Below are 17,080 nucleotides of genomic sequence, written 5' to 3'. Positions count from 1 at the left end.
GACGCCCTATGAATTCGCGCACCTATACGGCCTTTGCCTTTCTACTTCGCCACCCGTGGCTAATCCTGTCTGGTCTTACAACCCTGCTGATATTCCTGTTATTCCAGCTTCCAAGGCTGACCCTGGATGCATCGGCCGACTCGCTCGTACTCGAAGGTGACAAAGCTCTGGAACTGTATCGGGAAATGGGCAAACGCTATCAATCCAAAAGCTACCTGGTGGTGACCTACACCCCCAATGAGTCGTTGTTTTCTCCTGACGTACTCAAACGTTTGGCGCAGCTTCGCGATGAGCTGAAAACAATACCCGACGTGGACTCGGTTATCACCATATTGGATGTGCCGTTGCTTTACAGCCCTCCGGTCAGTCTCGGCAACCTCTCACGGGATATCCGCTATCTACATGAGGATGAAACCAGCACCGATCTTGCCCGGCAGGAGTTTCGCCATAGCCCCTTATACAAGCAACTACTCACCAGCCCCGATGAGCGCACCACCGTACTGCAGATAAATCTGGAGCGGGATGATAGGTTCTTTCAGCTTCTGGAGGCACGAGATCAGCTGCGCAGCAAACGCCTCCAACACAGGCTGATCCCCATGGAGACGCAACAGCTGGCCGAAGCCGAGCACGCATTTCGCTCCTACTCCATCCAGGCCAATGAACGACAACGCGAGCTGGTTACCCAGATCCGAAAGGTGCTCGACCGACACCGCGATCACGCCACAATCTTCCTCGGCGGAGTCCCCATGATTGCGGTGGATATGATTAGCTTTATCGAAAGTGACCTAATCACCTTCGGGAGCGCCATCATATTATTTATCATCGCGTTGATGGCGCTCATCTTCAGGCGCCTGCGCTGGATGATCCTACCGTTGCTCACCTGTGTGGTTACCTGCCTCATCATGCTTGGCTTTATCGCGTTCGCCGATTGGCAGCTCACAGTAATCTCCTCAAACTTCACGGCGCTGCTCCTAATCATCACCCTGGCGATAACTATTCACCTGGTGGTGCGATACCGCGAATACTATCGGGCACAACCGGGTTTCAGCCAGCGGCAACTGGTCCTTAGCACATTGGCCTTTATGGCCAAACCCTGCCTCTTTACTGCCATTACCACCATGATGGCCTTTGTCTCATTGGTTGTCAGTGATATCCGCCCGGTCATCGATTTTGGCTGGATGATGAGCATCGGCGTTGGCGTCGCGCTCATAATGGCTTTTACCCTGTTACCTGCGTGCTTGTTGATGATTCCCAAAGGTAAAAGTGAGATAAGAGGCAAAACCAAACCCCTTACCCACTACTTCGCCCGGATTACCGATCGATATGGCATAACGATCTTGGTCGTCAGTGGCTTTCTGCTGATCGCCAGTATTATTGGCATCATGCGCCTGAAAGTGGAAAACCGTTTTATCGACTACTTTCATGAAACCACCGAGATCTACCAGGGCATGCTGGTGATCGATCAGGATCTGGGAGGAACCATCCCACTGGATATATTGCTAAGAGCACCTGAGGCTGCCTCTCTGGCCACGAAAAGCACAGACAACGATCCGTTTGACGATGATCCGTTCGGTAACCCGGTAGATAACCCCTTTGCAGAATCAGGTACGCAAAGCACCAATTACTGGTTTACGCGCTCCGGACTGGAGCAAATAAATAAGGTGCAAACCTATCTTGAATCACTGGACGAAACCGGCAAAGTTTTATCGCTCAACTCACTGTACCAGGTGTTTAAGGATATCACCGGCGAAGAGCTGGACGACTTTCAGCTGGCACTGTTGCGTAAAAATCTACCGGCAGATGTTCAACCGCTGCTGATAGATCCCTACCTCTCTGCCGACGGTAAAGAAACCCGAATAACCGTGCGAGTCATGGAGACCAGCAAGGGCCTGCAACGTGATGAGCTTCTTAGACAGGTACAAACATTTTTGATCAACGAGATGGGCTACCAGCCCGACCAGGTCAGCCAGACCGGCATGCTGGTGTTATATAACAATATGCTGCAGAGCCTGTTTGGGTCACAGATATCAACATTGGGAGCGGTATTTGTCGCCATCACCCTGATGTTCAGCCTGCTGTTCCGCTCCGTTTTTCTGGCCTTGATCGCCGTAGCACCCAATCTGCTGGCTGCCGGTGTTGTACTTGGGGTCATGGGCTGGGCCAACATACCGCTGGATATGATGACTATTACCATCGCGGCAATCACCGTCGGTATCGGCGTAGATGACACAATCCACTACATTCACCGTTTTCGGAATGAGTTCCCCAAAGACCGAAACTACCGCGCTACCATGTATCGCTGCCACAACAGTATCGGTAAGGCGATGTTCTACACGTCGGTGATAATTATTGCGGGCTTCGCGATTCTTGCTCTCTCCAACTTTACTCCCACCATCTATTTCGGACTGCTTACCGGCCTCGCAATGTTCTCTGCATTGATGGGGGCGTTATTACTGCTGCCCCAACTGATCATCAGCTTTAAGCCACTTGGCCCTGAACAATAAGCGATACCGCCTACAGATAGCGGCTTCCACGAACTCTCCTATGCTTAGATATAAACACACCGTGCCCTAGGGAGGCTCAGGATGGACTGCATATTCTGCAAAATCATCGCCAGAGAGATTCCGGCAAACATCGCCTATGAAGACGATCGGCTCCTCGCCTTTCACGACATCAGTCCACAAGCGCCAAGCCACGTACTGATCATTCCCAAACACCACATCGCAACGCTTAATGACCTCAACAGCGACAATGCTGACCTGATCAGTCATATGGTGCTGACCGCCACCAAACTGGCCGATGAGCAGGGGCTGGCGAAAAGTGGCTACCGATTGATCTGGAACTGCAATGAACAAGGTGGTCAGGATGTGTTTCACATCCATCTGCATTTGCTGGGTGGCCGGGCCATGCATTGGCCACCAGGGTAAGGCACAGTGTCAAGCAAATCGTCTGCGATACTGTTCCCGCGCATGTACTGGTGAGATGCCAAAGAAATCTTTAAAGCAGTTACTGAAATGGCTCGTTGAAACGAATCCACATGCTATGGCGACATTGGTCACATTATCGTTGCTCTGCAATAGTAAACGCCGTGCATGTGTTATCCGTAGCTCTAAATAATATCGGTATGGTGACGTTTTCAAATAACTCTGAAACAACCTTTCTAACTGACGCCGAGAAGTACCCGTACAAGTCACAAGCTCATCAATGCTTAAGGGATCTTCAATGTTGCTCTCCATAATTTGGATGATATGCCTCAAATCATCGGGCAACGTGGGATTATCCGATATCCCGGATAACTTGAAGCTCTCTTGCTCTTCAAGCCTGTCACAGCTAAGAATCTCGCGAACCGCACGCATCACCTCTTTGCCTTTTAACTGCGCAATTAATTGAAGCATCATCTCCAAAGCACTGGCGGGGCCGGCACTGGTGATAATTCCTGGCTCCAGCGCCAGTGTATTCTCAGTGACCCGGACTTGACTGAAGCGCTCTCGCATAAGCGCATGATTATCGGGATGTAATGCACAACGCATGTTGTTCAATAATCCGGCGTAGGCTAAGGCTAACGCGCCGTTCCAGATTCCACCGACGATCATTTTACGTTTTACCGCGGCTTTCAGTACTGATGTTAACTGGCGGCTTTCTTCACTCGAACAACGAAAACCACCACAGACAATCAGCACATCACATGCTGCCAGCTCCTTCTTCCCCAGAGCCTCAAGCTCGCCATCGGATGTTATCTCTATACCCAAATCGCTGATCACACAGCTGGAGTCTATTCCAAAAGTCGAAAACTGAAAAAGCGGCGCGGTGTGTACCAGATTGGCTGTTACCAACACATCCACTGCCGCTGTAAATGACATCATGGAGAAGTTCTGAGGTAACACAAAGCCAACCTTCGTCACCTTCGTAGTGACCAGTGGCTTTAGGATAAACGCGCTATTCGCATCACGCATAACGTTACTAAACGTACGTGTGCCTTTTTCCAACTTACGTTTGGCGCTATCTCGCAAAACTATTTTACTGGAATCGGTATGATCAAAAGACTTCTGCATTTTTATTATTCTCCTGGCCAGAATCCATCTGCTTACTGACGCTCATCTCTGAGCCTCCGAACATGTGTACAGGGATACTGATAAGAAGATGCTATTAAGCCTTCCGACATTAATCCAACTAATAGTATTAATGCCTTTATTTGCAATATTTATACACCAAAGGTATGTTTAAAAATGTTTGCAGGCTTTAAAAAAAACCACTATCCATCATTTGCCATGAAAAACCTTCCCATGGACTTGCTCCGCACCTTTACTACCATCAACGATCTGGGTGGATTTACACAAGCAGGCGACCTGCTCGGCCGGTCACAGCCAGCAATAAGCCTTCAGGTAAAAAGGCTGGAAGAGATGTTGGATGTAAAGCTATTTAACCGGATTGGAGGACTGAAGCTCACGGAAGAGGGGCAAATATTATACAACTCAGCACTTAAGATCCTGGAGATGAACGACGCGATTGTATCTCGCCTGTCAGCCCCCTCTGTCAGCGGAACGGTGCGTCTGGGAACGCCTAACGATTTCGAAGTTTCATTCCTTCCTGTCTTGTTATCCAAGTTTTCCCGTGCTTATCCGGAGGTTACGCTGGACGTAAGTACTGACGTCAGCATCAATCTACGCGACGGTTATAAAAAAGGGGCATATGATCTGGTGATGTCAATGGATGAGCACCAAGGCCATGAGTTTGAGGAAGGTGACTATATTGTTGAAGAACTGTCCTGGATTGCAGATGCCGATTTCGTACTAAATACAGAACAACCGATACCGCTGGTATTGTACCCACAGGGATGTATTTACCGTAAGCACATCACAGATGCATTAAACCAAGCAAATATTCCATGGCGGGTACTTTACTGCTCCTCCAGCCTTTTAGGGATCCAATCCGCAATAAAAGCGGCGCTGGGTATCAGCGCTTTAGGAACAAGTACCATTCCAGATACTTTTAGAGCAGGCAACAAATGCGAGGAGCTACCACGCTTGGGCAAAGTGACGATAGGTTTTAACTACGATAGCCACAGTCTCTCCCCAGCTGCGACGTTGTTGCTGGACTTTCTGCGTAACGGCCTATTGCAAAGCCAGAATTATCCGGCGTCATTACAGATACCTTTAGAGGGTAAAAGCGGCTTTTTATCGGTACGATAGGCTGGCCCATCACCGCTTCCTTGCCGATAGCTGAAACAGTAGATTGCAACTGATAGGGCCAACATACCTGCCAACATAAAAAATAAAATACGGTACTGATTGATTGCCCCCAATTGTGCTGCATCCGCAGCACCGAGCACCCAACCACTTACGCCCTGTACTATTGCAACACCAAGAAAACTAAATGCGGTCATCACCGCCATCCCTCTTCCATGGTATGACGGAGCCAGAAACGTTCTACTATGGGACATCAGTAATGGGTAATTAAATCCAAAAAGACCTAAAAAGATAAAGGCCACCATCGAATACACTAGGCCTTGATCAGGGCGGACCGCCAACATCAATAATGCAAGCAATGTCAGACAGCTACTGCTGATTACCGTCACCTTCGTATGGGTAAAACGACGATCGGTCAGACTCAATAAAAAGGTGCCACCTGCCATTGCCACTGACATCAAAAGCAGGACCCGCCCCCTCTCAGCAGTATCGGAGTTGAAGATATCAAGAAGATAAGGGCCACCCCATACGCCCCTTATGGCAATAAGAACGGCATAACTGGTGAGAAACATGGGCACAATAGGCCACAAAGCCCTCACACTGATAATTTGTGCCATCCCCTTGAGCATTTGCTTATAGGATTCACGCGATACTTCGGGCCGATCACTTTCCAGGCCCAACAAGCAACACAGTGCAATCAACGCCGTTATTACCATAATGAGCTGTAATGCCCCCCTCCAACCCAACCATTCTGTGAGTAAAGCCAACGGCATAGTTCCCATCAGGTCACCAACACTGCCGATAGCTAGTACCATTGCGGTGATATAAGTAAATCGTTGCGGTTGAAAGCGTTTGCCGATAAAAAGCATGATGCCGGTGAAAACAGGGGCACACCCCGTCCCGACCAACATCAGCCCCCCAACCGCCAAAGGGTAACTTCTTGCAACACTGAACAGCCCAATGCCCATCACAGCAAACCAGAGTGAAAGACTGACCGTTAGCTTTCCACCAATCCGGTCGAGCAATACACCACTAGGAATCTGAGCAACCGCAAAGCTGATGAAAAAGCAGGATGCCAACCCACCCAACCGAACTTCATCCAGAGACAGCTCAGCAGCGACCTCTGGTGCAACAACTGCCAACATTCCCCTAAAAAATAAGCTAAGGGAATAAGCAGCACAAAGCAGAATCAGCGTCATCATTTGAGGTGTTAACTAGCCAAGCTGCTTTTCAGTTCGGAAATGCCCAACTTGATGCAGAGTCCACTGGTCAGCCCCCCTAGCGCATTCTCAAGCCGGGATTCAGACAGTGGCCGACTCAACTCAGCCTTAATATGTAAACGCATCTGCACACCATCCCAGAGGGATTGTTTCTGAAAATCATGATTGAGGTGTGACACCCGCGCTCCGTAGCTTTCAAGCATTCGGCGGATATCATGCTCCAGACCAAAACGATAGGCTCCCTTAATGTCCAGCGACAGGTGTTGCCTCACCCTGCAATCGTCTTCTATCTCCTTTAATAACACGATCTCCAGCCCATGCACGGCAAACGCTGCAAACTGCCGATGAGCAAAAGAAAGATGTTGTTTAGGCAAACAAACTTTATAGATTGCCGTGCAATGCCCCCCTAAAACGGCCTGCTGACTATCCAGGATAATGCCTTCCATCATGGCGAGCAGTTCGCAAAATCGCTTAAACAGTTCGGGCTGATCTTCTCCCGTTACAGTTAATACCCAAGTCACCATTGGAACGCTCCTAATAAAGATTGCGAGGGGAGCGAAGACCTCCCCTCTTATGGTGTTTTTTTGTTGGCCTTGCTTGGATCAGTTATCCAACAAGCTTGGTAGGTAGAGGCTCAGCTCTGGTACAAAAGTCACGACAAACACCATCGGCAGGTGTCCCAGCAGCAGAAACTTCATTGTTGGGCCGATATAGCGGTCGAGTGAGAGCTTCGTAACCCCACCTGCCATATAGAGCAAAGGGGCGCATGGAGGTGAAATGTTCCCCAAACCGAGGTTGGTACCAACAATGGCAGCGAAGTGAACTGGATCGATACCGATTTTCTCTACAACCGGCATGAGGATAATCGCTGCCAATACCCCTCCGGAGACGTCATCCACAATCATCCCCATCAGCAACAACAGCAGGTTGATGATAAGCAATAGTACGATCTTGTTGTCCGAGACACTGAGCAGCAAATCAGCAAATTGATTTGGAATCTGCGCCAGAATCATTCCGCGACTGAGGATGAACAGGAAAAACAACACCATAATCACTGATCCGGTCAGAATGGCGGCGTCCTTACTGGATTCATACAAGTTTCGGAACGTCATGGTGCGGTAGATCACAAATCCCACAAACAGGGTGTACACCAGTGCCACCGCGCCCGCTTCCGTTGGGGTTGCCACACCGCTATAGATCCCTCCCAGGATAATGAACGGCATGATGATCGCCAACGTCGCTCGCTTACCCGCAGTCCATATTTCGCGTCCAACTTCCCGCAGGGGTAATTTAGGTGCCACCTGGATACTGGTGTTATTGCGCAGGAAGAAGAAGTTGAGCGCACAATAGACCAATGCCAGCAGAATCCCCGGCATCATCGTTGCCAGAAACACCTTTGCAACGGACTGGCGAGTAGCAATCGCAAACACGATCATCGGGATACTGGGTGGTATCATCAGCGCCAGTACCGATGACACGGCGACCAGGGCGGTCGCGTGTCCTTCCGGGTACCCTTCCTTGATCATGCGAGGGACCATAATGCGACCGATAGCTGCGATCGCCGCAGAAGCGCTGCCGGAAATTGCACCGAACATCGCACAACTGAGCACAGTGACCGCTCCCAGGCCTCCTTTGGTACGTCCAACAAAGGCATTCACGAAATCCAGCAAACGCTCTGATATACCGCCGGTGCCCATCAACGTTCCCGCCTGCACAAACAGGGGCAGTGCCAACAGAGAGAACGCACCAATCTGCGAGTACCCGTACCCGGCATGGAAGGAGATGTCGGTTCCGGTCATCAGACCATAAGCCAGAGCCCCCAATCCGAACGAGAAGCCAACCGGAACCTCCAGTAAAAGCAGGAGAATCACGATTGCAATGGTGATAAAGAATATTGTCATGGCCGCACCCTCTTATTGTTTATTCGGGCCATTCTTCAGATCACGCACATCGGCGATGATCTGCAGGCAGTAGTAGAACCCCATCAGCGTAAATCCGGTGACCATACTGAAATCCCAGAGGTACTTAGGCCAACGCATATAGATACTCTTGCGCCCCAGGTCCAGATTGAACTGCGCGAAATTCAGAGCAAAGTAGCCGAACACGCACACCGCCAGCAGGCAGGCAAGACTCGCACCCAATCTAATACACTGGATGACAGTTCGGTTCTTAAAGATCAGGGCAACAATGCCTCCGGATATATGATCCTGCTCGCGGGTAGCGTAGATCATGCCCAAAAAGTAAGCCCACAGTGCCAGCATCGGCGCCAGCTCCTCGATTCCCAGAAAAGGAGACTCCAGGCCATAACGCATCAACACCTGGGCCGCCATCAGCAGTCCCAGAGCGATCGACGCCACAACCATGCCCACCGAAACGACCTGTGCTAGACGGGCCTCAATCCGGTAAAGCAAACTCTGACCGGTTTTCACATCTGCAGGGACCGGCTTCACATGCGCAGGCCCGACCAGATCATCCGGATGGGTGTACTCGATAGTCATATCAAGCTCCTCATGAATGTACTTTGACAACGAGGGCCTGCGACATTTAGGTACACAGGCCCTTTGGAAAACCACTCGGTCTTACAGACCAGCGGTTACCCTCAGGTCATCCATTACCTTTTTGCCAAGCAGCTTTTCCATGATTGGCCACTCAACCTCAATCACAGTTTTCTTGTAGGCAGCAGCCTGCTCAGGACTCTGTTCCAGTACTTCGATACCTGCGGCACGGATCTTGTCTAGCCAGCCCTGACTAAACGCTTCTGCATTATTCCACGCCCATTGTGTGGCGTGGTCTGCAGCCTGACGTACCCAGGCGCGCTCTTGATCACTCAGGCTTGCCAACCAACTTTTGCTGGCAATCCAGAACGTAGGTTCAAAGGATTCACGGGTATAAACGTAAGCACGCAGCACATCTTCAAACAGCAGTACTTCGTATGGAGGAGAGAAGGCGCGACCGTCAATCGCACCGGTTTGCAGTGCGGTGTGCACTTCAGAGAACGCCATTGGCATCACGGAGAAGCCAAGAGCGCTGTAACGGTCAATCGCCATCGGATAGTTAGGCACACGGATCTTGAAGCCCTTGGCATCCTGCGGAATGTTAACCGGGATATCCACGCCCTTGCGGACAACGTATCCGGTAAAGTCGGTAGGCAAAGTACCCAGCAACTCAACATTCAGACCGCCATAGATTTCACCGAACAGCGCATCCATCTTGCTACCCGGACCATAGACCTTGCTTGCGCTTTCCCAGTCATCAGCCACGTAGCCCAAGTTGGCAATATCCAGGCGTGGATCCAGCTCGGAGTTGGACCAAGCCATAGTCATTGGCAGAGCGCCCTGCATCACCTGCTCGGTAATAGTCGCCCAATCCCCCAGGTCTCCGCCGGGGTGATACTCGATCTTCACTGTGCCACCAGAGAGTTCATCCAATTTGGACATGAACTCCTGGGAAACGCTGTTGAAGATATGGTCGGTTGGCATCACATGGGCCAGGATATGCCCGCCTTCTGCGGCCTGAACGTCATTCGGAAGGGCCAACGTCAAAGCACTTGTGGAGAGTGCTACTGCGGCTAGTGCACCAGTTATTTTTTTTCTCACATTAATCACGGAACCACCTCTATTATTCTTATTTATCGGGTTAAAGATTTTTCGTTACCTGCTGACGTCGCAGCAGAGAGACTTACCTCCCACATCACCCAAGAAGGGTGATGCAGCAAGAGGTTGCTGCTTGTACCGGCCATAGCGAAGGCTAGCCGACACAGAGCTCTGCCGGCCCGAAGAGGACGAGCCCTGCCCTCTTCAGACCAACAGAAATTGGTCATCAGAATCGGCAATTAGGATTTGATGATGTTGTACTCAGGACCGAACGGGAATCGGGTGATGTTTTCTGCACCCTCTTCGCCCACAACCAGAATGTCGTGTTCACGGTAACCACCAGCACCGGGCATACCTTCCGGCAGCATCAGCATCGGTTCCATGGAGACAACCATGCCCGGTTCCAGAACGGTTTCAACGTCTTCACGCAACTCCAGTCCCGCTTCACGGCCGTAGTAGTGGCTCAAGGTGCCAAAGGAGTGACCGTAGCCGAAGGTGCGATACTGCAGTACATCGTGCTTCAGGAAGATCTCATTCAGTTCGGCTGCGATATCACAGCAACGTGCGCCCGGTCGAATCAGTTCCAGACCTTTTCGATGCACTTCACAGTTGATCTCCCACAGTTCCAGATGGCGGTCGGAGGCATATTCGGCAAACAGGGTGCGCTCCAATGCCGTGTAGTAACCTGCAATCATTGGGAAGGTGTTCAGACTCAGAATGTCGCCAGCCTGTACCTTACGACTGGTCACCGGGTTGTGAGCGCCATCGGTGTTGATACCGGACTGAAACCAGACCCAGGTATCCATCAACTCCCCATCCGGGAAAGTCCCTGCGATTTCTCGAACCATTGCCTGCACACCCGCCAGGGCAATTTCGTACTCAGGCACGCCTACAGCGATTGCATCACGAATGGCTGCACCACCCACATCAGCAACCCGAGCCCCCTGTTTAATCAACGCAATCTCTTCATCGGATTTGATCATGCGCATTTTCATGGTGGGTACGCCGATATCTGTGAATTCGGCATTTGGCAGAATGGCCTTCATCTTTTCCAGATTTTGCAGCGGCATGTGGTCATACTCGATTCCCACTTTGCCTCCGTCCTTGATCAGCTGCTTCAACGCGTGGAAGAAGTTATCTTTCTGCCAGTCGGTGTACACCACGTTATCGCCCAGTTGATTGCGGCGATAAGGCTGGCCACCATCAATATTGGCAGTCACCGTAGTGTAGGAATCCTGGGTAACAACCAGTCCATAGTCACGGCCGAAACGGCAGTAAACGAAGTCACTGTAGTAATTGATGTTATGGTAAGAAGTGAACACCACGGCCTGCAGGTCATTTTCCGCCATGTAGCGACGAAGCTTCTCCAGGCGGGAATTCATCTCCTCCTTCGAAAACGTTGGACGCACTTTTTCGCCGTTTGGAATCGACAAAGTGTGTGGCATCTGCATCTTAGAAATCCTCTTTATTGTTTTAATTAATCACTATTTACCCATGACGCTTTCAGGTCTGCGGGTGAAAATCGCAAGCGAATCAGCTGCTACGAATTCAGACTATCCGCCTTCGCCGCATAACAGAAATCAATAGTCAAAATGTTTCCATTAACATCACAAATGACACAACAACACCTAGGCTTACCGGGAGGTTGTTGCAAGAAGAGAGAGAAAAAGCGTATGGAAACTGGTCAACGAGGGGAATTTGACGTGAAAAAAGTGCTGTGCGCAGGGCACTGAAAGAGGTGATCGCAACAGCGCATTGTTTCATCATAAGGGTCTCCGGCTAGCAAGTGGACATGCCCCACATTGCTCGGAAAGGAAAGCTACCGCTTGGTCAGTAACTGTAATATACCGGCCATCTTCAGCTTACCAACGTCAAAAAGGGGTAGATTGCGTTCCGTTTAAAAATAGATAACGTCTTGTTATCAGAACAACTTGGCATATGCTCTGGAACTTAGAACTGACCGCAGCTATCTTGATTAAAAGCGAATTTATGTAACGCCTACACACTTCAAAGAAGCTAGCTGGCATACCGTCTTTTATTCGCTCCTCATTGCTGTACGCCCACTTACCGGGAATCGAATGTGGATCTTCCTTCGAACCAAGCAGCTATCCGCACTGACAATGAAACACCACAGGACTCACCGGCTGTTTTGCCGTCCGGGTGGTGTTCTCCATGATCGGTATTCCCATCAAAAACGGTCTTCAGTGATCCGATACGGAATTGGGCTTGCTCCCCTCTCTTACTTACTCAAAGACTCCCTGCTGCGCCTACCCTAAATGGCTCAGCCTGCCCGGTTGGTCATGGTTTCCGTGTTCAGATCGGCTTCTCCCGAAAGCCGAAGCACTTCGCGCCGCGTAAGATCCCGTAATTCGAGCGCCCGCTGCCATGAGCTTTCGCCAGCAGCAGACTGACTGGGTATAACAGCCCCGATCGTTATGACGATCTGCCCACGCCTTGGGAACCAGCTATCAGCACGCAACATCGACCTTGTCCCACGGATTGCTATGGGTACGATGGGCAGTTCCTGCCGAATGGCGGTGGTGAATGCGCCGAGATGAAAGGCCCTAAGACCGGGCATACGGGTGAAGGTCCCCTCCGGGAAAAAGAACAGCGGATCATCATGCTTACCCTGCGCGGCAAGGCGCAGAGTATCTGCGCTCCCCTGATCCGGATCGATACGGTCTACATACTCGACACCGATCTTATCCAGTAAGAACGAGATCAGCCGATTGTCTCTGAACTCCCCTTTAGCGACAAAGCGCACGCATCTGGGCAAAAAGGCGACCAACACATACCCATCCAGATAGCTGGCGTGGTTGCAAACATACACACAGCCTTCTCTCTCCGGCGGTAAATGCTCTAATCCTTCCAGACGAACGGAAGTGCCCGTCAACAGGCTCAACATCCGAGCGGCACGGCTTACAACCCTCCAGCGCGCTTTCTTACCCGGTATCAGAAGGAATACCGGCAACGCCAGACAAAGCAAGCCCCCATAGATCAGCCATCCATACCCAGCAAACGCATACTCCAGAGTTCGATAACCGAAACGCCTCATACGCCCTGCCAACTCTCCCACACCAATGCGCAGCCACTGCTGCCATTGAGGTGACTGCTTACTGAGCTCGCCCTGTTCATAGAGGGTTTTACAGGCGGATCTACGCACTTTACCGCTGGAGGTTTTTAATACCTGATTGGGGGCCAGAAGTACCACATCATCTGCGGGTTGTCCCAACAGATCCACCGCAAGCTGGTTGATCATTGTGGTCAATTCTACGCGGCGTTCCTCCTCCCGTTCGCGTGTTTCCGCCAGCACAACTAATCGCTCGGTAACACGCTCAACATTTTGCGATGTATAACGACTGCCAAATACCACCACACTCCCCTTGCGAATGCCCTCGACGTTCCCCACGGCGGTTTCCAGCTCGGCGGGATGAATATTGCGTCCTGCTATGATAATCAGATCTTTCTGCCTGCCGGTCACATAGAGCTCCCCGTCGCAGACGTAACCCAGGTCTCCACTCTCCAGCCAGTCGCCGTGAAACAGTGAGGCTGTCTGTTTAGGGTTTCGATAATAACCACTGGTTGAGGACGGTCCCCGAAACTGAATCCGCCCCTCCTGGCGATCAGGCAGTTCGCGATCACTGGCATCCACCACACGCAATTCGTGTTGGGGTATAGCCCGGCCACAGGCCACTACATCCAGCACACCTTTGTCGTCGGCCGTGCTGGGTATTGCCCAACCGGTCCGGGTAAACCGCTCGCGCTCGATTCGGTCTAGCAGGACGCCTCGCTGAAGGGTCGGAAAGGCGAGCCCCACACTGTTTTCAGCCAATCCATACACCGGCATCATCGCTCGGGGGTCAAAGCCACAAACAGCAAAGCGGTCACAAAAGGCTGACAAGGTTTGGGGGCTTACCGGTTCGGCACCGTTGAAGGCACAACGCCAGCTGGACAGGTCAAGTTGAGTTAGCGTCTCGTCCTCAATCAGTCGGACACAGTGCTCGTAACCGAAGTTAGGTGATGCCGACAGTGTCCCCCGATAGCGGTGAATCGCTTCCAGCCAGCGCTGGGGGCGACTGATAAAAGTGAGCGGCGACATAATCACCAGCTGCGCACCGTGATACAAACTCCCGAACCAGGCACCGATCAAGCCCATGTCGTGATACAGCGGCAGCCAACTGACAAACACATCGCTGGCGTTGGCATGCACCACCTGCCCCATCGCACGTACGTTTGCTAGCAAATTGGCATGGGTCAGCACCACCCCCTTCGGCGTTCCGGTGCTTCCGGAGGTATATTGCAGAAAGGCAATATCGTCAGCATGAAGTTTGGGTAGCAGAGGATGCTCATTGGCCCCTCTAAGCTGCTGCGCGGTTACCACATGACGCAACGAACGTACCCGGCTTTTGAGCAACCCGGCAAAGGGTAAAGCCTCCCTCTGCGTTACCATGATACCGGCCTGGGCATTCTGAACGATGCTCACGTGTCGGTTGAGGTGCTCTTCAATCTGGCTGATCCGGCCGGGGGGGTAGAGAGGGCAAGGGACTCCCCCCGCGTACAGAATGCCAAAGAAGCAGTAAAAATAGTTTTCGCACGTATCGAGCATTAGCACCACAGGCTCCTGTGGTTGCAGATCCAGTTGCTGCAATCCCAACGCTACCTGTATCGCGCCTGCTTTCAACTGGCGATAACTCAACGCAACACCGTCACTGTCGGGGGCGTACAGGCGGATATGCGTGCGATCCGGATCGGTTTGCAGATACCACTCCAACACTGCGGTTAACGTACAGGCCTGCTCCGGAACAGCGGACGTACTCGGTAACACTGCTTCAATATGCTCTATCTCAGGCAGTTCGAAAGCCGCCAACCTGGAACGCCCTCCCAGGACAGCACGCAACAGATCACGTGGGGTGTCGGCGCTACTCAGCAAGGCATCCGGCAACGCTACATCAAATATGCGCTCAAGGCGCAACAACAACTCGACCCTGCCCAGACTGTCAAATGCGAAGTCCGTAGCCAATGAGCTATCCAGACTCAATTCTGCTGAAAAGTGATGTTGAGGATGCAGCTCACGCGCAACCTGCTTTACGGTGTGTAAGAGTTGGGTGGCAGCCTGTTCGGCGCGTTCTGAATTATCCTTCAAAGCGGTCTTACCTGAGGTCGAGGCTCAGTAGCAGTATAGGAAGACAACCCAGATTACGGGGAACTACAGCGGGACCGTGCTCAAGAAACCAAAAAAGCGACCCCGGAAAGGATCGCTTCATCGTTACTTCTCTCTAAAAAGAACAAAGAGTACTTAGTTAGAACCGAAGTACAGATCCGCACCGTAGACGGGCTCTAAAGCGTTACCTGCTTTCAGGTTGCTGTTGTCTACCACCACCTGCTCCAGACCATCGAAATGGGACGTGCTGGCAAATTCAACACCGGTGCCGAAGTGGCTGATCTGGCTGGATTCTACCGCTGCAGATGCAGTACCGGCGAAGATAGCGGAAGTCAGGGCGATTGCAGTTGCGATGTTTTTCATGTCTGTATCCTCAAAAAAGCTGTTCTGTTCATTTAAGTCGTGATGGTTAACCCAGCCTCTGTTGCGGTTGAGATTAACCGTCATCCTGATAGAATTTTACATGTGGCTCGCTATTATCTTGCGCACAATCAATCTGCAAACCATAATAGCCAGCAACTAAATTGTGCGCAATATATTTGACCGCTATTTAAAATAACAATTCAGGATATGCTTATGAGCCAAATGAATAACGACGACGCACTCTGCCTGGAAAAGCAGAGCTGTTTTTCCCTTTACAGTGCTGCCAACGCAATGGTGCGCTCCTACCGTACCGCTCTGTTGGAATTGGATCTGACCTATCCCCAGTACTTGGCAATGATGGTGCTCTGGTCGGAAGACGGCCTCAGTGTGAAACGGATGGGCGAACGGCTGCACATGGACTCGGGCACCACCACCCCGCTGCTGAAGCGCCTGGAAGCCAAAGGATTGTTGCAACGTGTACGTTGCAAACAGGACGAACGTTCCTGCCTGCTGCAACTGACCGATGAAGGTCTGGCACTCAAAGAGCGTGCGTTGGAAGTGAAAAAGGCGATGGCGTGTAAAGCCCCCCTGACCGAGGAGGAGCTGGAACAGCTAAAATCCCTGTGCGACAAGCTGCGCGTCCATCTGTGTGATCAGTGAAGCGTAATAACAGCAGAAACAAAAAAGCCTTGGCATCAACCAAGGCTTTTTTGAATACACACTGTTAATCGTGTGATAGTGGCGTTCGAATCAGAACGGCACGTCATCATCAAAGTTTACCGGCGCACTCTGGTCGTATGCTGGAGTCTGATCAAACCCATCACTGGCTGGTGCTCCGGTCTGAATCTTCCAACCCTGTAGGTTGTTGAAATAGCGGCCATTGTATTCACGACCACGAATATCAAAGGCGACTGTTACTTCCTGGCCTATCTGCAGGCTATCCAACAGCGCCACTTTATCCTGAACAAATTCCAGATTGATGTCCTGCGGATACTTACCATCTTCAACAGTAACCACCATCTCACGCTTGGTGAAGCCACTGTTAAAGGTCTGTGGATCCTGAATTAACTTAACTTTACCGGTCAGCTCGTAAGCCATTCCCAATATCCCCTATACCAAACAAATACTCTTACTTCGGCCTATTAAATCAAAACGAAGCGAAAATTGCCGCTGAATTATGCAAAACCGGCCCACTTCCGCCATAAGAAGCAAGCGTCAGCCGCCAGAGCGAATAAGGAAGAAACATTGGTTGCGCTAAAGACTTGGTCGGAAGTGCTGCATGTCTTGTCCTGAAATAGTGTCAACCTATATCAGGACAGGACACACGCTGAGTACGCTTAGTGCTTGATTTCATAACACTCTCCGATTTGTTCCTCGAAAAGTGTCAACGTTATTCAGGACGGGACATCAGAAACAAAAAAGCCTCGGTCACAAACCAAGGCTTTTTCGTATCAAAATAGGCTGGCGGTGAGGGAGGGATTCGAACCCTCGATACGTTTCCGTATACACACTTTCCAGGCGTGCTCCTTCGGCCACTCGGACACCTCACCGCAATGT

Annotated in this window: 14 protein-coding genes and 1 tRNA gene; 4 read left to right on the top strand and 11 right to left on the bottom strand. The window is 51.2% G+C overall.

Annotated features, from left to right (window positions below; translation table 11 throughout):
- Nucleotides 1-8 precede the first annotated feature (8 nt).
- Both QKW35_RS19550 and QKW35_RS19545 read left to right on the top strand, forming a co-directional pair.
- On the top strand, nucleotides 9-2,504 hold the full coding sequence (locus tag QKW35_RS19550; RefSeq protein WP_282355848.1) for an efflux RND transporter permease subunit: 2,496 nt from the start codon (nucleotides 9-11) through the stop codon (nucleotides 2,502-2,504).
- Nucleotides 2,505-2,585: 81 nt separating this feature from the next.
- Complete coding sequence (locus QKW35_RS19545) at nucleotides 2,586-2,927, top strand: histidine triad nucleotide-binding protein (RefSeq protein ID WP_282355847.1); 342 nt, start codon at nucleotides 2,586-2,588, stop codon at nucleotides 2,925-2,927.
- Nucleotides 2,928-2,936: 9 nt separating this feature from the next.
- On the opposite strand, the gene QKW35_RS19540 is transcribed toward QKW35_RS19545, so the two are convergent.
- On the bottom strand, nucleotides 2,937-4,052 hold the full coding sequence (locus QKW35_RS19540; RefSeq protein ID WP_282355845.1) for a GlxA family transcriptional regulator: 1,116 nt from the start codon (nucleotides 4,050-4,052) through the stop codon (nucleotides 2,937-2,939).
- 174 nt (nucleotides 4,053-4,226) lie between these two features.
- Between QKW35_RS19540 and QKW35_RS19535 the strand changes: the two genes are divergently transcribed.
- On the top strand, nucleotides 4,227-5,189 hold the full coding sequence (locus tag QKW35_RS19535) for a LysR substrate-binding domain-containing protein (RefSeq protein WP_282355844.1): 963 nt from the start codon (nucleotides 4,227-4,229) through the stop codon (nucleotides 5,187-5,189).
- Here the strand turns inward: QKW35_RS19535 and QKW35_RS19530 are convergent.
- The 8 genes from QKW35_RS19530 to QKW35_RS19495 form a co-directional block, all read right to left on the bottom strand.
- Nucleotides 5,129-6,388, bottom strand: coding sequence for an MFS transporter (locus QKW35_RS19530; RefSeq protein ID WP_282355843.1), 1,260 nt, complete (start codon nucleotides 6,386-6,388; stop codon nucleotides 5,129-5,131). The two genes, QKW35_RS19535 and QKW35_RS19530, sit on opposite strands and share 61 nt — an antisense overlap.
- An 8-nt stretch (nucleotides 6,389-6,396) precedes the next feature.
- A complete protein-coding gene (locus QKW35_RS19525) occupies nucleotides 6,397-6,930 on the bottom strand; it encodes an ACT domain-containing protein (protein WP_282355842.1) in 534 nt (177 codons plus the stop codon).
- 78 nt (nucleotides 6,931-7,008) lie between these two features.
- Nucleotides 7,009-8,307 carry a TRAP transporter large permease gene (locus QKW35_RS19520; RefSeq protein ID WP_282355840.1) on the bottom strand — a complete coding sequence of 433 codons (1,299 nt, stop codon included), beginning with the start codon at nucleotides 8,305-8,307 and terminating at the stop codon, nucleotides 7,009-7,011.
- 12 nt (nucleotides 8,308-8,319) lie between these two features.
- Nucleotides 8,320-8,904 carry a TRAP transporter small permease gene (locus QKW35_RS19515; protein ID WP_282355838.1) on the bottom strand — a complete coding sequence of 195 codons (585 nt, stop codon included), beginning with the start codon at nucleotides 8,902-8,904 and terminating at the stop codon, nucleotides 8,320-8,322.
- An 81-nt stretch (nucleotides 8,905-8,985) separates the two neighbouring features.
- The gene (gene dctP, locus QKW35_RS19510) at nucleotides 8,986-9,942 is read right to left on the bottom strand and encodes a TRAP transporter substrate-binding protein DctP (RefSeq protein WP_282355836.1); all 957 of its coding nucleotides are present in this window, start codon (nucleotides 9,940-9,942) and stop codon (nucleotides 8,986-8,988) included.
- A gap of 296 nt (nucleotides 9,943-10,238) precedes the next feature.
- Nucleotides 10,239-11,450: a M24 family metallopeptidase gene (locus QKW35_RS19505; protein ID WP_282355835.1), complete on the bottom strand. Its 1,212-nt coding sequence runs from the start codon at nucleotides 11,448-11,450 to the stop codon at nucleotides 10,239-10,241.
- A gap of 830 nt (nucleotides 11,451-12,280) precedes the next feature.
- Nucleotides 12,281-15,142, bottom strand: a complete 2,862-nt coding sequence (locus QKW35_RS19500) for an AMP-binding protein (RefSeq protein ID WP_282355833.1) — start codon at nucleotides 15,140-15,142, stop codon at nucleotides 12,281-12,283.
- 153 nt (nucleotides 15,143-15,295) lie between these two features.
- Entirely contained in the window at nucleotides 15,296-15,523 is a 228-nt protein-coding gene (locus tag QKW35_RS19495) for a hypothetical protein (RefSeq protein ID WP_282355831.1), read from the bottom strand.
- Nucleotides 15,524-15,736: 213 nt separating this feature from the next.
- Between QKW35_RS19495 and QKW35_RS19490 the strand changes: the two genes are divergently transcribed.
- Nucleotides 15,737-16,183 carry a MarR family winged helix-turn-helix transcriptional regulator gene (locus QKW35_RS19490; protein WP_282355830.1) on the top strand — a complete coding sequence of 149 codons (447 nt, stop codon included), beginning with the start codon at nucleotides 15,737-15,739 and terminating at the stop codon, nucleotides 16,181-16,183.
- 90 nt (nucleotides 16,184-16,273) lie between these two features.
- Here the strand turns inward: QKW35_RS19490 and QKW35_RS19485 are convergent, their stop codons facing one another.
- Together QKW35_RS19485 and QKW35_RS19480 are read right to left on the bottom strand one after the other, a co-directional pair.
- Nucleotides 16,274-16,621, bottom strand: a complete 348-nt coding sequence (locus QKW35_RS19485; RefSeq protein ID WP_282355829.1) for a DUF3127 domain-containing protein — start codon at nucleotides 16,619-16,621, stop codon at nucleotides 16,274-16,276.
- A 364-nt stretch (nucleotides 16,622-16,985) separates the two neighbouring features.
- A tRNA-Ser gene (locus tag QKW35_RS19480) sits at nucleotides 16,986-17,073 on the bottom strand.
- Nucleotides 17,074-17,080 lie beyond the last annotated feature (7 nt).

This window comes from Pontibacterium granulatum, assembly GCF_029961155.1.
Taxonomy (GTDB): Bacteria; Pseudomonadota; Gammaproteobacteria; order Pseudomonadales; family Balneatricaceae; genus Pontibacterium; species Pontibacterium granulatum.
Note: the sequence above shows the minus strand (reverse complement) of the source record. Positions and strands in the feature narration are given on the sequence as shown.